This window comes from Rothia kristinae (assembly GCF_016028855.1).
GTDB lineage: Bacteria > Actinomycetota > Actinomycetes > Actinomycetales > Micrococcaceae > Rothia > Rothia kristinae.
This window is the reverse complement of the sequence record NZ_CP065738.1, coordinates 1619582-1634797: the sequence shown is the minus strand read 5'-3', so window position 1 is coordinate 1634797 and position 15216 is coordinate 1619582. Positions and strand designations below refer to the sequence as shown.

The 15216-nt window shown below is 72.2% G+C and carries 14 protein-coding genes and 1 pseudogene; 2 read left to right on the top strand and 13 right to left on the bottom strand.

Annotated features, from left to right (window positions below):
• Window positions 1-152: 152 nt before the first annotated feature.
• On the top strand, window positions 153-1133 hold the full coding sequence (locus tag I6G21_RS07190; RefSeq protein ID WP_129357862.1) for a hypothetical protein: 981 nt from the start codon (window positions 153-155) through the stop codon (window positions 1131-1133).
• Here I6G21_RS07190 and I6G21_RS07185 read toward each other — a convergent pair.
• The 13 genes and pseudogenes from I6G21_RS07185 to rpsB form a co-directional block, all read right to left on the bottom strand.
• Window positions 1130-1924, bottom strand: a complete 795-nt coding sequence (locus I6G21_RS07185; protein WP_058731585.1) for a sulfite exporter TauE/SafE family protein — start codon at window positions 1922-1924, stop codon at window positions 1130-1132. The two genes, I6G21_RS07190 and I6G21_RS07185, sit on opposite strands and share 4 nt — an antisense overlap.
• 101 nt (window positions 1925-2025) lie before the next feature.
• Complete coding sequence (locus I6G21_RS07180; RefSeq protein ID WP_129357861.1) at window positions 2026-3828, bottom strand: proline--tRNA ligase; 1803 nt, start codon at window positions 3826-3828, stop codon at window positions 2026-2028.
• An 87-nt stretch (window positions 3829-3915) separates the two neighbouring features.
• Window positions 3916-4893, bottom strand: coding sequence for a GNAT family N-acetyltransferase (locus I6G21_RS07175; protein WP_055684406.1), 978 nt, complete (start codon window positions 4891-4893; stop codon window positions 3916-3918).
• Complete coding sequence (locus I6G21_RS07170; RefSeq protein WP_055684405.1) at window positions 4890-6275, bottom strand: M50 family metallopeptidase; 1386 nt, start codon at window positions 6273-6275, stop codon at window positions 4890-4892. The genes I6G21_RS07175 and I6G21_RS07170 overlap by 4 nt, the downstream gene beginning before the upstream one ends.
• A 121-nt stretch (window positions 6276-6396) precedes the next feature.
• Window positions 6397-6663 carry a GlsB/YeaQ/YmgE family stress response membrane protein gene (locus I6G21_RS07165; protein ID WP_055684404.1) on the bottom strand — a complete coding sequence of 89 codons (267 nt, stop codon included), beginning with the start codon at window positions 6661-6663 and terminating at the stop codon, window positions 6397-6399.
• Between the two features lie 171 nt (window positions 6664-6834).
• Window positions 6835-8454 (bottom strand): annotated as a pseudogene (locus I6G21_RS07160) (solute symporter family protein).
• Window positions 8451-8870: a DUF485 domain-containing protein gene (locus I6G21_RS07155; protein ID WP_081101501.1), complete on the bottom strand. Its 420-nt coding sequence runs from the start codon at window positions 8868-8870 to the stop codon at window positions 8451-8453. The pseudogene I6G21_RS07160 and the gene I6G21_RS07155 overlap by 4 nt, the downstream one beginning before the upstream one ends.
• A 105-nt stretch (window positions 8871-8975) precedes the next feature.
• A complete protein-coding gene (locus I6G21_RS07150; RefSeq protein ID WP_055684403.1) occupies window positions 8976-9623 on the bottom strand; it encodes a DivIVA domain-containing protein in 648 nt (215 codons plus the stop codon).
• 50 nt (window positions 9624-9673) lie between these two features.
• Window positions 9674-10534, bottom strand: coding sequence for a phosphatidate cytidylyltransferase (locus I6G21_RS07145; protein ID WP_055684402.1), 861 nt, complete (start codon window positions 10532-10534; stop codon window positions 9674-9676).
• Complete coding sequence (frr, locus tag I6G21_RS07140) at window positions 10534-11091, bottom strand: ribosome recycling factor (protein ID WP_055684401.1); 558 nt, start codon at window positions 11089-11091, stop codon at window positions 10534-10536. Before frr ends, I6G21_RS07145 begins: the two co-directional genes overlap by 1 nt.
• A 111-nt stretch (window positions 11092-11202) precedes the next feature.
• The gene (pyrH, locus tag I6G21_RS07135) at window positions 11203-11934 is read right to left on the bottom strand and encodes a UMP kinase (protein WP_055684400.1); all 732 of its coding nucleotides are present in this window, start codon (window positions 11932-11934) and stop codon (window positions 11203-11205) included.
• Window positions 11935-12157: 223 nt separating this feature from the next.
• Window positions 12158-12988 (bottom strand): translation elongation factor Ts, encoded by an 831-nt coding sequence (tsf, locus tag I6G21_RS07130; RefSeq protein WP_055684399.1) that lies wholly within the window; start codon window positions 12986-12988, stop codon window positions 12158-12160.
• A 139-nt stretch (window positions 12989-13127) separates the two neighbouring features.
• Complete coding sequence (rpsB, locus tag I6G21_RS07125) at window positions 13128-14015, bottom strand: 30S ribosomal protein S2 (protein WP_055684398.1); 888 nt, start codon at window positions 14013-14015, stop codon at window positions 13128-13130.
• Between the two features lie 541 nt (window positions 14016-14556).
• Here rpsB and I6G21_RS07120 point away from each other — a divergent pair.
• Window positions 14557-15135 (top strand): M23 family metallopeptidase, encoded by a 579-nt coding sequence (locus I6G21_RS07120; protein WP_081275363.1) that lies wholly within the window; start codon window positions 14557-14559, stop codon window positions 15133-15135.
• The last annotated feature ends 81 nt before the right edge of the window (window positions 15136-15216 follow it).

Sequence of the window (15216 nt, the reverse complement as noted above, 5' to 3'; positions counted from 1 at the left end):
GCCTTTCCGATCCGGACGGTCTGCGCTGATCTGGTCTGGTCTGGTCTCGGGTGCTTCGGGATCCAGGCTATCGCGGGCCGGGCCGGGACCTTGTGGGATGATGGGCAGGTCCCTGCCCCGCCGCCGAAACGAACCTGCGAGGTCCCCCGCCCATGCGCGCCACCGTGCCGAAGACCCTCACCCTCGTGCTCGCCATCGTGCTCATCCTGCTCCTGGCCGGGGGCGGGCTGCTGTGGTGGCGTGTGCAGGACAACCGCCCCGCGCGCGACGCCCAGCGCCAGGCCGCCGCGGATCTGAAGAGCCTGCAGGCCCAGGTGCGCGCCTCCTCCGCGGAGGCCTCCCGGAAGGATCCGATGCTCGCGGACCTGGACGAGCAGCTGAAGGCCCTGGATGCGGGCGTCGTCGAGCAGGCCGCGGGCACGCAGCCTCAAGCGACCCCGGATCTGACGGGCCTGGCCGCCTCCTACGACGACTCCGCGGCCCGCCTGCTTAAGCTGTCCCGCAGCGAGCACGTGGACGCGCAGGGCGCCGCGAGCCTCACCTCGATGGCGGTCGCCCACTGGCTCACCGCCCGCCAGCTGACCGCGCGCCTGGTGCAGGTGGGTCAGCCGGGCTCCGCGGAGTCCCGGGCCCTCGCCGAGCTGACGGGCGTGCCCGCCGTCGGCCCGCTGACGGAGGACGGCACCTGCCCCGCCGGCGACCGGGACGCGAAGGCGCCGGCCGCCCGGCTGGCGGCCGGGTGGGAGGAGGCCGTGTGGTCCGAGCAGGTCCTGCGGGCACGGGCCGGGATCACCGGGGCCTCGGAGCGGGCCGTGGAGCGGGCCGACGCCGCCCAGACCGGACACGAGGCGCAGCTGACCCAGCTGCGCGAGTCCTTCGGATCCGACTGCGGGACCCTGCCCGCCCCGCAGGCCGGCTACCGGGTGGCCGAATCCGAGCCCGGCGCCTTCGTGACCGCCCAGAGCCGGGAGCTGGCCGGGATCGGCTACGCGATGCTGCGGGAGCAGCTGGAGGCGGACGCGGATCGCGACGCCGCCTGGACCCGGTTCGCCGTGCGCACGCTGGCGGTGGAGACCGCCCTGCAGGCCTCGGCGGACCTGGACATCCCGGCCCTGCCCGGCACCGCCGGCTAGGCGGAGATCTCCCGGATCACGTCCCAGCCGGTCTTCAGGATCAGCACCGTCACCACCGCGAGGAACACCGCCCGCACGAAGCCGCTGCCGCGGGCCACTGCGCTGCGCGCCCCGAGCAGCCCGCCGAGCATGTTGCCCGCCCCCAGCAGCAGGCCCAGGCCCCACAGGATGGAGCCGTGCAGGGCGAAGAAGCAGATGGCCCCCAGGTTGGTGGCCAGGTTGGTGACCTTCGCCCGGGCGCTGGCCCGCAGGAAGTCGAAGCCGAGCAGGGTGACCATCGCGATGATGAGGAAGGAGCCCGTGCCCGGGCCCAGCAGCCCGTCGTAGGCGCCGAGCACCAGGCCGATGCCCACGGAGATCCACGCCTGTGCCGCCGCGGACCGCTCGGGGCGGGACACCCGCCCGGCCTGCGGGCGGGCCACCGTGAAGATCAGCACCCCCACCAGGGCGGCCAGGATGACCGGCTTGAACACGGCCGTGGGAAGGGCAGCAGCCAGGGAGGCCCCGCCGAAGCTTCCGGCGAAGGCCACGGCGGCCATCGGCAGGGCGGGGCGGATCCGGGCGGGGGTGCGCCGATGGAAGGTCACCGTGGACACGGCGGTCCCGCACACCGAACCGCACTTGTTCACCGCGAGCGCCTGGACCGGGGTGATGCCGGGCAGCATCAGGACCAGCGGCAGCTGGATCAGCCCTCCCCCGCCGACGACGGCGTCGATCCAGCCCGCCGCGAAGCCGCCGAGCAGCAGCAGCGCCACCAGCCAGGGCTCCACCCCGGTCTCGGGCCACCACAGGCCCGGCGGCCAGGCCGCCAGCGCGCCGAGACCGGGTAGCGCCCCCGCGGTCAGCGGGAGTCCCAGTGCCGACGACGCGCTCACGGTCCCGGCCTTTCCGCTCAGTCCCCGCGCACCTCGAGGGCCACGGTGCGCGCCGCGTCCTCGAGGTCGATGTCCCGGGTGGCGCCGGTGCGGCGGTCCTTCAGCTCCAGCTTCCCGTCCTTGAATCCGCGTCCGATGACGAGGATGGTGGGCACGCCGAGCAGCTCGGCGTCGCCGAACTTGACCCCGGGCGAGACCTTGGGGCGGTCGTCGAACAGCACGGTGAGCCCCTGCTCCTCCAGCTCCTCGACGACCTGCTCGGCCCCGGCGAGGATCTCCTCGCCCTTGCCGGCCACGACCACGTGCACGTCCGCGGGGGCGAGGTTCCGGGGCCAGATCAGGCCCTTCTCGTCGTGGTTGGCTTCGGCGATCGCGGCCAGCGCGCGGGTGACCCCGACGCCGTAGGAGCCCATGGTCACCGTGACGAGCTTGCCGTTCGAGTCCAGGACCTTCAGCCCCAGGGCCTCGGCGTACTTGCGGCCCAGCTGGAAGATGTGGCCCATCTCGATGCCGCGCGCGGTGGACAGCGGCCCGGAGCCGTCCGGGGCGGGGTCCCCTTCGCGGACCTCGCAGGCCTCCACGACGCCGTCGGGGGTGAAGTCCCGGCCGACCACGAGGTCGAAGACGTGCTGGCCGGGCAGGTTGGCCCCGGTGATCCACGCGGAGCCCTCCACGACCCGCGGGTCCACGAAGTACGGGATGCCGGTCTCGGAGTCCTCCCCGAGCACCGCGGCGTCGGGGGCCAGGCCCGGGCCGATGTAGCCCTTGACCAGCTGGGGGTAGGCGCGCAGCTGCTCGTCCCCGGCCTGCTCGACCTCCACCTCGCCGCCGACCCCCAGGGCCGAGACGAGGGAGACCTCCAGGCGCTTCATATCCACGGCGCGGTCCCCGGGCACGCCGACGGCGACCACCCGGCGCTGCCCGTCCGGCAGGGTCACCACGACCAGCAGGTTCTTCAGGGTGTCCGCGGCACTCCAGCTGCCCTCGGCCTTCGGGTGCAGGGCGTTGGCCTGGTCCACCAGCGTCTGGATGGTCGAGGAGTCCGGGGTGTGCTCCACGTGCGCGGCCGGGGTGCCGGAGGCATCCACCGGTTCGGGGGCCACGGTGGTCACGGCCTCCACGTTGGCCGCATAGCCGCCGGGCGAGCGCACGAAGGTGTCCTCCCCGATCTCGGTGGGGTGCAGGAACTCCTCGGAACGGGAGCCGCCCATCGGCCCGGACTGGGCGCGCACGATGACGATCTCCAGGCCCAGGCGCTCGAAGATCCGCTGGTAGGCGCGCCGGTGGGCGTCGTAGGCGGCGTCCAGGCCGGCGTCGTCGACGTCGAAGGAGTAGGAGTCCTTCATGATGAACTCGCGCCCGCGCAGCAGCCCGGCGCGCGGACGGGCCTCGTCGCGGTACTTGGTCTGGATCTGGTACAGCATGACCGGCAGGTCCTTGTACGAGGAGTACAGGTCCTTGACCAGGAGGGTGAACATCTCTTCGTGGGTGGGGGCCAGCAGGTAGTCCGCTCCCTTGCGGTCCTGCAGCCGGAACAGGTTCTCCCCGTACTCCTCCCAGCGCCCGGAGGCCTCGTAGGGCTCGCGGGGCAGCAGGGCCGGGAAGTGGACCTCCTGGGAGCCGATCGCGTCCATCTCCTCGCGCACCACGGCCTCGACCTTCGCCAGGACCTTCAGTCCCAGCGGCAGCCAGGAGTAGATGCCGGGGGCGGCGCGGCGGATGTAGCCGGCGCGCACGAGGAGGCGGTGGTTGGCCGCCTCGGCGTCGACGGGGTCTTCGCGCAGGGTGCGCAGGAACAGGGAGGAGAGACGCAGGGCCAAGGATGGTGTCCGTTTCTGGGCGGTCAGGGGTTCATCGGGCGTGTCCAGTCTACGGCGGGGCGCGGTGCGGCTCGGTGCGGGGCGGCCTCAGAGCAGGACGGTCGCGAAGGTCCCGATCCGCTCGAAGCCGACGGCGCGGTACAGCGCGCGGGCCGGGGCGTTGTAGCTGTTCACGTACAGACTGATCGTGTCATACCGCGCGCCGATGAGGGAACAGGCCTGGCGCAGCAGCGGCTCGGACAGGCCACGCCCGCGCAGGCGCGGATCCAGCCACACCCCCTGCAGCTGGCAGACCCCCTCGTGGGCCAGGCCCACGTCGGTCTTGAACACCACCGCGCCGTCCTCGTCCAGGGCCAGGACCGTGCGCCGGTCCATGACCCCCTCGATCACGCGCTGGCGGTAGCCCTGGGGGTCCCGCTCCAGCGGGGAGTAGCCGACCTCCTCGGTGAACATGGCCACGGCCGCCGGGAAGAGGCGAGAGACGTCCTCCCCCTCGGCCCAGCGCACCGGGGAGATCCCGGCGTCGTGCAGGCGGGCCCGGTCCCGCCGGGAGCGCAGGCCCCGCCGGTCCGGGTCGGTCGGGGCCAGGGCCAGCAGCGGCTGCTCCGGGCGCACGTCGAAGGCGCGCAGGCCCCCGTCCTCGCGCAGGGCCTCCCACAGCGGCAGGACGTCGGCGGCCGGGCCGAACAGCGAGGAGATCGGCCGGAGGGTCGCGCGCACCCATGCGGCGACGGCGGAGGCGTGCTCCGGGGCCAGGCGCAGCGGCACGAGGTTGGCCCCGAACCACACGGCACCGAGCAGCCCGGTGCCGTCCTCGGCATCGAGCACGCCGAGGAACGGGGAGGCCGTGCGCATCCCGGCCAGGCGGGAGGGCCGGGGCAGGCCGGTGCGCTCCAGGTGCTCCGAGGCGAACAGGTGGGTCACCGGATCGGCGTCGAGGATCGCGTGCAGCCCCGGGGCGTCCTCGGTGGTCAGCGGACGCACGATGGGCCCGTCCAGTCGGTGGCGCAGTCTCCGGGCGGGCCCGGCCCCGGCGCGCAGGGCGCGGCGCAGTCCGCGGCTCACAGGGCCTTCACCGGGTCCAGCAGATCCGCGGCGATCAGCAGCACGGACATCCCGAGGAAGGCCAGGACGACGACGTAGGTCAGCGGCATCAGCCGCAGCGGGTCGAAGGGGCCGGGGTCCCGCTTCCCGCGCAGTCGGGCGAGGCCGCGGCGGATCCCCTCCCACAGCGCCCCGGCCACGTGCCCGCCGTCCAGCGGCAGCAGCGGGATGAGATTGAAGGCGAACAGGCTGAGGTTCAGGGTGCCCAGCACGGAGATCAGGGAAGCGACCTTGGCCTTGTCGGTGATCTGCTGGGCGGAGGCGACCTCACCGGCCACCCGTCCCACCCCCACCACCGACATCGGGGAGTCCGCGGGGCGCTCCTGCCCGGAGAACAGGGCCACGCCCACATCCCACACCCGCACCGGCAGCTTGACGATCACCCCGGCGATGCTGGCGAAGGTCTGCCCCACCACCCCGGGCACGTCCCGGATGCTGCCGGGCTGCAGGTCCTGCACCGGGCTGACCCCGATGAACCCGACCTCCCGGGTGCGCAGGGTGCCGTCCGGGTTGCGCTGCGGGACCCCGGCGGCGTCGGTCACGGGACGCTGGGTGGTGATCGGGGTGATGCTCAGCTGCACGCGCTGCCCGTCCCGCTCCACGACCACGGGCACGGTCTTCCCGCCGTCCTCGCGGATCAGGGCGCTGACCTGATCCCAGGAGGTCACCTCCCGCCCGTCGAAGGAGATCAGCCGGTCCCCCGCGCGGATGCCCGCGGCGTGGGCGGGGGCCTGCGGGTCCGCGTCGGTGCAGGTCTGGGCCCCGGAGTCCTCGGCCTGGCTGGTGCGCACCTGCTGCACGCAGGCGCTGACCGAGCCCACGGTGGTGGTGGGCGCGGCCGTGCCGAAGCCCACGACGACGATGCTCAGGCACACCAGGCCGATGAGCAGGTTCATGCACGGCCCGCCCAGCATGATGATGATGCGCTTGCCGATGGGCAGGCGGTGGAACTGCCGGTCCTCGTCCCCGGGCTGGCGCTTCTCGGCCTCGACGGCGCGGGCCTCGGCGGCCATCCGCCGCAGCATCCCGCGGGGCCCGGACGGCGTCTCGGCCTCGGCATCGGCCCCGGTGTCCGCACCGGCCGGCGGATACATCCCGATCATGGAGATGTATCCGCCCAGGGGGATGGCCTTGATGCCGTACTCGGTCTCGCCGCGGCGGCGGGAGAACAGGGTCTTGCCGAAGCCGATCATGTACTGCGTGACGCGCACGCCGAAGAGCTTGGCGGGCACCAGGTGCCCGATCTCGTGCAGGGCGATGGAGGCGGCGATGCCCAGCACCATCAGCACCACACCCAGGAGGAACAGCGGCCAGGAGCCGCTGAACAGCGTCGAAAGATCCATGGCTTCCCAGTCTAGGCGCGCGGACGGGGCCCGCCGCTCCCCGCCGCCGCGCTCGGCGGGCGGGAGAGCGACGGGCCCCGTCGCTTCCGGGTTGCGCCCCGTCAGGCGGGGCACTGCCGGATCAGCGGGCCTTGCGCCCGGTGATCAGGCCCCAGATGAACAGCACGACCAGCGTGCCGATGATCGCGAGGATCCAGGTGCCGATGGACCAGAAGCCGTTGCCGCCCAGGCCCACGGCCTGGCCGATGAAGCCGCCCACCAGGGCGCCCACGACGCCGAGCAGCATGGTGGCGAAGAAGCCGCCGCCCTGCTGACCGGGCATGATGGCCTTGGCGATGGCGCCGGCGGCCAGGCCGAGGACGATCCATCCGAGGAATCCGAGTCCCATTGCTGTCACTCTCCAGGTTCTTGCTCTCGGGCGGGCCCCGCGGGAGCGTGTTCGCTCCCGTGGTTCACAGGGAACCGCCGTCTTCCTCCGATCCTACCGGGGTCGCCCCGCCCGGACCCCGGATCCGCCGCCCCTGTGACCCATCGCTCACCTATCGGTCCCTGGCCCGCCTCAGTGCTCCACTGCCCCCTCCGCGCCGATGCCGGTCAGGGAGCGGACCTCCATCTCCGCCTGTTTGACCGGGTCCTCCCGGGTGCGGGAGGTGACCGAGCCGAGCCAGCCGAGCAGGAATCCCGCGGGGATGGAGACCAGCCCCGGGTTGGCCAGCGGGAAGATCGCGAAGTCGGCCTCGGGCAGCATCGAGGTCTCGGAGCCGGAGATCACCGGGGAGACCAGGATGAGCCCGACGGCGAGGATCAGTCCCCCGTACATCGACCACACCGCCCCGCGGGTGGTGAAGCCCTTCCAGAACAGGGAGTAGAGGATGGTGGGCAGATTCGCGGAGGCCGCGACGGCGAAGGCCAGCGCCACCAGGAAGGCGACATTCTGCCCCTGAGCGCCGATCCCACCGGCGATGGCCAGCAGACCGATGACCACGACGGTGGTCTTGGCCACCCGGATCTCCCGGCGCGGGTCCGCGTTCCCCTTGCAGATGACGTTGGTGTAGACGTCGTGGGCGAAGGAGGCCGAGGCCGTGATGGCCAGGCCCGCGACCACCGCGAGGATCGTGGCGAAGGCGACCGCCGCGATGATGCCCATCAGCAGGGAGCCGCCGAGTTCGAAGGCCAGCAGCGGCGCGGCCGAGTTCACCCCGCCGGGGGCCTCCTGGATGCGCTGCGCCCCGATCATCGCGGCCGCACCGTACCCCAGGACGAGGGTGAACAGGTAGAACAGCCCGATCAGGGCGATGGCCCAGACCACCGAGCGGCGGGCCTCCTTGGCGGTGGGCACGGTGTAGAAGCGCATGAGCACGTGCGGCAGCCCGGCGGCCCCGAAGACCAGGGCGAGGGACAGGGAGAGGAAGTCCAGCTTGGTCAGCTCGGTCTTGCCGTACTTCTGGCCCGGATCCAGGATCCCGGAGCTTCCGGCGGTCTCCACGGCCCGGCCCAGCAGCTCGGAGAGGCTGAAGCCGTGCAGGGCGAGGATCCACACGGTCATCACGGCGACCCCGGCGATCAGCAGGCAGGCCTTGATGATCTGCACCCACGTGGTGCCCTTCATCCCGCCGATCAGCACGTAGGCGATCATCAGCACGCCCACCACCACGATCACCAGGGACTGCCCGGCGCTGGAGCTGATGCCCATGAGCAGGGAGACCAGGGCCCCGGCCCCGGCCATCTGGGCCAGCAGGTAGAACAGGGTCACCGCCAGGGTCGTGATGCACGCGGCCACGCGCACGGGCCGCTGGCGCAGGCGGAAGGAGAGCACGTCCGCCATCGTGAACTTCCCGGTGTTGCGCAGCGGCTCGGCCACCAGCAGCAGAGCCACCAGCCAGGCGACCAGGAAGCCGATGGAGTACAGGAAGCCGTCGTAACCCTGCACGGCGATGGCCCCGACGATGCCCAGGAAGGAGGCGGCCGAGAGGTAGTCCCCGGCGATCGCCAGGCCGTTCTGGGTGCCGGAGAAGGAGCGGCCCCCGGCTTAGTAGTCCGCGGCGGTCTTGGTGTTCTTGGAGGCCCGCAGCACGACGACGAGGGTCACGGCGACGAAGGCACCGAAGATCGCCATGTTGATCCACGGGGTGCCGACGGTCTGCGCGGTCGTCGCGCTCAGGACGGGGGTGACGCTCATGCTCGTCCTCCCGTGCCGGCCGGGGCGAAGTCCCCGTGCTCCATGCGTCCGCGCAGGTCCGCGGCCTGGGGGTCCAGGCGGCGCCCGGCGAAGGCGATGTACGCGCCGGTGATGGCGAAGGTGGAGACGAACTGCAGGATGCCCCAGACGATGCCGACCGTGATGTTGCCCCACAGCCGCTGGGACATGAACGCGGGAGCGTACATCGCCGTCAGGGCGTAGGCCAGGTACCAGACCAGGAAGAGCCCGGCCATCGGGAAGACGAAGCGCCGGTGGTCCCGGCGCAGCCGTCCGAAGGCCGGGGAGGCCTGGGCGGCGGGGAAGTCGATCGGGGGCTGTGGGGCGGGGCCCGATGCCGCGGCATCGCGCTCCGGTTTCTGGTCCGCGTACGGTGCGGGGTGGTGAGTGGGGCTCATGCCGTCCTCCTCGTTGAGAGACATGGCCCGAACTATACCCCGGATCACACGTGATCGTGACTCAGGGCACTTTCACTCCGGTTTCCGCTCCGCTCCGTTCGGGGATCAGCGGATGAGCTGGATCAGCTCCTGCACCCGCTCCAGGAAGGCGTCCACCTGGGCCTCGTCGTAGGCCCGGGTCCCGGTGCCCTCGCGGAAGGCCGCGGTGCGCACCGCCCCCGGGTGGGGGTGCTCGCTGACCCGCAGGTGCTCGGCCAGCTGCGCGCACAGGGCGTCCACATCCGCGGCGAGGTAGCCGATGTCGCGGCGTCGGGCCGGGCGACGGAAGCGGCGCCCGTCCGGGCGGTTCAGGCGGCCCATGATCAGATCCGCCAGGGGCTCGGCCCGCTGCCGCACCGCGTCCGGTCCGCGCACCGCATCCAGCCGGGCGCGCTCGGCCGCGGCCAGCTCGTCCTCGACCTCGTCCATCAGGGCGTCCACGGTCTCGGCGTCGTAGCCGCCGTCCTGGGCGGGGAAGACGATCTCGCGGACCTCCGCGGAGCTCAGCTCCGGGTAGGACCCGCCCTCCCGCAGGGTCTCCAGGGATGCCTGCGCCCGGGCCAGGAAGTCCCGCACCCGCAGCACGTCGTAGCCCCGCGCGGAGGCCGGCACCCGGCGCAGCACCCCCAGCTCCCGCGAGCCGGAGACCACCCGGTCCTCGGGCTCCTGTTCGGGGCGCTGCTGCGAGGCGTGGGGGTCGGTGGTGGGGGTCATGGGTGGGCCTTTCGCTTCGTGGGGGACGGCGCGAGGATCGAGGAGCCGGCTCAGCTGAGAGCCGCGAACACGACGTAGCCGATGGCCACGGCGAACACGATGGAGTCCAGCCGGTCCATGACCCCGCCGTGCCCGGGCAGGATGTGGCTCATGTCCTTGATGCCGACCTCCCGCTTGACCATGGATTCGGAGAGGTCCCCCACGGTGGAGGCGATGACCAGCAGCACCGCCAGCACGGCACCGTGCCACCAGGGGTCGTGCAGCAGCAGGACCGCGCAGAGGATGCCCACGGCCACCGAGCCGACCATGGAGCCCGCGAAGCCCTCCCAGGTCTTCTTCGGGCTGATCCGCGGGGCCATGGGGTGCTTACCCCACAGGACGCCGGCCAGGTAGCCCCAGGTGTCGTTGCCGATCGCCATCACGACGATCGTGAACACCCGCGCCGGGCCGTCCTCCCCGCGGAACAGGACCACGGCCAGCGCCAGCATGAACGGCACCCAGGACATCGTGAACACGGCGGCCATGATGGAGGGCAGCATCCCCTCCCGGGGGCCGGCCATCCGCCACAGCACCACCACGATCACGGCCGCGAGCACCGAGTAGAGCAGCGCTTCTCCCCCGCCCAGATACGCGGCGACGGGGAACAGGGCCCCGGTCACGACCGCCGGGGCCAGCGGCACCTGCAGCCCCGGGCGCAGGTTCAGCGCCCGGGTGACCTCCCAGGTGCCGACCCCGGCTCCGGCCGCGGCGACCGCGACGATCACCGGCGGCACGAAGAACATGCCGATCACCACCAGCGCGCCGAGGACCACGCCGACGCCGATCGCGGCCGGCAGGTCGCGTCCGGCGCGCGGCGTGCGCTTCGGCATCGGCTGGGTGGGGGTGGACGGCGGGGTGGGCTGGGCGGACATCAGACGGCGAGCAGCTCGGCTTCCTTGCGCTTGAGCAGCTCGTCGATCTGCTCGATGTGCTTCTTGGTCACGGCCTCGAGGTCCTTCTCCGCGCGGGCGCCCTCGTCCTCGCCGGCCTCGCCGTCCTTGACGAGCTTCTCGATCTCGGTCTTGGCGTGGCGGCGGATGTTGCGCACGGACACGCGGGCCTCCTCGGCCTTGCCGGAGACCATCTTGACGTACTCGCGGCGGCGCTCCTCGGTCAGCTCCGGCATGACCACGCGGATCACGTTGCCGTCGTTGGCGGGGTTCGCGCCCAGGTCCGAGTTGCGCAGGGCCTTCTCGATCTCGTTCAGCGCGGACTTGTCGTACGGGGTGATCAGCAGGGTGCGGGCCTCGGGGTTCTGGAAGGAGGCCAGCTGCTGCAGCGGGGTGGGGGCGCCGTAGTAGTCCACCAGGAGGGAGGAGAACAGGGAGGGGTTGGCGCGGCCGGTGCGCACCGCCGCGAAGTCCTCCTTGGCGGCGTCCACGGCCTTGCCCATCTTGGTGCGGGCTTCGGTCAGGGAATCTTCGATCACGGGGGTCTCTCCTGGATTCGGGGGTGGGTGCGGGTGCTCCGGCCTCCAGCTTACCGGCCCGCCTCCGAACGGGCCGGGGCGGGTCGCGGCCGGACACAGGCCGGTGGGGTGTCAGGCGGTGACCAGGGTGCCGATCTGCTCGCCGAGGATCGCGCTGGCGACGTTGCCCTCCCCCTCCATGCCGAACACGCGCATCGTGACGTCGTTGTCCCGGCACAGGCTGAAGGCGGTCTGGTCCATCACGCGGATGTCCCGCTGCAGGGCCTCGTCGTAGGTCAGGTGGCGCAGGCGCTTCGCGTCCGGGTTGGTCTTGGGATCGGCGGTGTAGACCCCGTCCACCCCGTTCTTGGCCACCAGCACCTCGTCGGCGTGGACCTCCAGGGCGCGCTGGGCGGCCACGGTGTCCGTGGAGAAGTACGGCAGGCCGGCCCCGGCGCCGAAGATCACCACGCGGTCCTTCTCCAGGTGGCGGATGGCCCGGCGGGGGATGTAGTTCTCCGCGACCTGCGCCATCTGGATCGCGGACTGCACGCGGGTCTCCACCCCGGCCTGCTCCAGGAAGTCCTGCAGGGCCAGGGAATTCATCACGGTGCCGAGCATGCCCATGTAGTCCGCGCGGGAGCGGTCCATGCCGGCCACGGACAGCTCCGCACCGCGGAAGAAGTTGCCGCCGCCGACGACGATCGCGGTCTCCGCCTGGCCCACCGTGGAGGCGATCTGCTCGGCGATGCGCCGCACCACGCCGGTGTCGATGCCGACCCGGCCGCCGCCGAAGACCTCCCCGGACAGCTTGAGCAGGACGCGGCGGCGGGTGGGGGCGAGGCGGGGAGTCTCGTCGGGCATGGTCTTGTATCCTCCTGGCGCGCGGACGGCGCGGTGGTGGGTCCCGGGCGGCGCGGTGCGGCGGGGATGCCCGCGGCGGGCTCGCGGACCCCGGGGGCGGTCTGGTCCGGGCACCAGCATACGCAGTCCACGCGCGAGGAGCGCCCGCCGTGTGACGGCGGACGCTCCTCGATCAGACCCCGGGGCTATGCCCCGGGTGCGGTGTGCGCGGTGCGCGGGGAGGTCAGTTCCCGACGCGGAAGCGCACGAAGCCGGTGGCCTTGGCCCCGGCCTCCTCCAGGACCTGACGCACGGACTTCTTGGAGTCCTTGGCGAAGTCCTGGTCCAGCAGGGTGTTCTCCTTGAAGAAGCCCTTCAGGCGGCCCTCGACGATCTGCGGGATGATCCGCTCCGGCTTGCCCTCGGCCTTGGCGGTCTCCTCGGCGACGCGGCGCTCGTCGGCCACCTCGTTCTCCGGGATGGAGGTCTCGTCCAGGAACTTCGGGGACATCGCGGCGATGTGCACGGCGACGTCGTGGGCGATCTCCTCGACGTTCTCGCCCTCCACGGCCAGCAGCACGCCCACCTGGGCGGGCAGGTCCTTGGAGGTCTTGTGCAGGTACTGGGACACGTGCGCGCCCTTCAGGCGGGCCACGCGGCGCACGATGACCTTCTCGCCCAGCAGGGCGCCGGCTTCGGTGACCTGCTCCTCGACGGTCTTGCCGTTGGACTCGGCCTTCAGCAGGTCCTCGAGGTTGTCCACGTCGTTGACGACGGCCGCCTCCAGCACGGAGTTGCCGAAGTCGATGAACGGGGCGGACTTGGCGACGAAGTCGGTCTCGGAGTTGACCTCGACGAGGTAGCCCACGCCGTCCTGGACGCGGGCGGCGACCAGGCCCTCGGCGGTGGCGCGGCCCTCGCGCTTGGTGACGCCCTTGAGGCCCTTGACGCGGATGATCTCCATCGCCTTCTGCTGGTCGCCGTCGGCCTCGTCCAGGGCCTTCTTGACGTCGAGCATCCCGGCGCCGGTGCGCTCGCGCAGGGCCTTGATGTCGGCTGCGGTGTAGTTCGCCATGTGTGCTCCTTCGTAAAGAGTCGTGTTCTGCGGCGTAGGTGTCGGTGGCGCACCGGGGGCCATCGGGCTCGGGCGGGGCCGGATTCCGACGGCGCCCCGATGCGGTCGGTCGGCACCCCGGTGGGGCGCCGTCCGGGTGCTACTGGCCGGAGACCTCGTGCTCGGCGGCCTCGGCCTCGGCGGCCTGCTCGTCCTTCTTGGCGGCCAGGGCCTCGGACTCGTCGACGATCGCGCCGGCCTCGGCCTGGGCCTCCATCTGCTGGTGCTGCTCCAGCAGCTCCTTCTCCCACTCGGCCATGGGCTCCTCGGCGGTCTCCTCGGAGCCGGACTTCTTGGAGTTGCGCTCCAGCAGGCCCGCGGCCACGGCGTCGGCGACGACGCGGGTCAGCAGGTTCACGGAGCGGATGGCGTCGTCGTTGCCCGGGATCGGGAAGGCGACCTCGTCCGGATCGCAGTTGGTGTCCAGGATGGCCACGACCGGGATGCCCAGCTTCTGGGCCTCGTCCACCGCGAGGTGCTCCTTGTTGGTGTCCACGACCCACAGCAGGGACGGGGCCTTGGTGAGGTTGCGGATGCCGCCGAGGGTCTTCTCGAGCTTCTCGAACTCGCGGCGCAGGAGCAGCAGCTCCTTCTTGGTGTACTGGGAGGCGGCGACGTCGTCGAAGTCCACCTGCTCCAGCTCCTTCATGCGCTCGATGCGCTTGGAGACGGTGGAGAAGTTGGTGAGCATGCCGCCGAGCCAGCGGTGGTTGACGTAGGGCATGTTCACGCGGGTGGCCTGCTCCGCGATGGTGGCCTGCGCCTGCTTCTTGGTGCCGACGAACAGGATGGTCCCGCCGTGGGCGACGGTGGCCTTGACGGCCTCGTAGGCGCGGTCGATGAACTCCAGGGACTGCTGGAGGTCGATGATGTAGATGCCGTTGCGCTCGGTGAAGATGTAGCGCTTCATCTTGGGGTTCCAGCGGCGGGTCTGGTGGCCGAAGTGGACACCGGAATCGAGCAGCTGGCGCATGGTCACGACGGGCATGTCGCTCTCCTTCATCACGACGCCGGCCGCGCACCGGCGCGGAGCGTCGCGTTCTCGTGGGTTTCGGTTTCTGTGCGGCACCGCTCACCGGCCCCCTGCGGCGGGGCGGCTCGTCGGTGCTCCTGGCGGTCGATGGGATCCCGTCCCGCATCCCCTTTCGGGGACGGAGGGGTATCCGCGCGGCCCGTGCCGAGCGGTCACCGTCAGGTGCCCGCGTGCGGAACCGAGGGCCGCGCCCGCATCGGGACGGGTGCCACCTGCTGGGGTGGTGGTCCCTGATGCGCATCGCCCACGCGAAGTCAGCGGGCGCACTGCGCCCACTGCTGCCCCTCAGTGTACCCCACCGACGCGCGGGGGCCGAGACCCTCCGAATGCGGCGCCCGGGATGGTGGACGCTGGGGCCGCGGACCGGGGTGCCGGGTCTCTGCACGCCCTGGGACCGTGGATGGGCGCCCCGATCCCGGCGGGTTCTCCCCAGCGGCCCCGCCGGAGCGCGGAGGCCCGGCCCGCGCACCCGAGGTCTGGGGCTGGAATGGGACCCATGAGAGCCCCCATCGCGTCCCGCGCCCCGGTCCCGCCGTCATCACATCCCGCACCCCGGCCGCGCGCGGTCGCGGTGCTGGTCGTCTCGCTCCTGCTGCTGGTGGGACTGCCCGGGGGCGCGGCTCCGGCAGCCCTGGCCGGGACCGACCGGCCGCGCTGGGAGTGGCCGCTGTCCCCGCGCCCGGCCGTGGTCGGGGCGTATCGGCCCCCGGCGCAGCGGTGGCTGTCCGGGCACCGCGGGGCGGATTTGGCGGCCGCCCCGGGCCAGGAGGTCCGCTCCCCCGCGGCCGGGACCGTGAGCTTCTCCGGGACGGTCGTGGATCGGGGCGTGATCACGGTGACCACCGCGGATGGGCGCCGGATCAGCATGGAGCCGGTGGCTCAGCAGCTGCCCCGCGGCACGCGCGTCTCGGCCGGGCAGCGGATCGCGGTGCGCGATGAGCAGGCAGTGCACGAGCCGTGCGGGACCTGCCTGCACTGGGGCGTGCGTGAAGGCGAGGAGTACGTCAATCCCCTGCTGTTCGTCGGGGATCTGCGCCCTTCGGTGCTGCTGCCGGTCCCGGAGCACCTGAAGTGACCGGCCGGAGCGCGCGGGCACCGGGCAGGGGCGTGCGAGCCCTCGCTGAGACGCGGGTTCTGTGCTGAGATACCGCGTTCG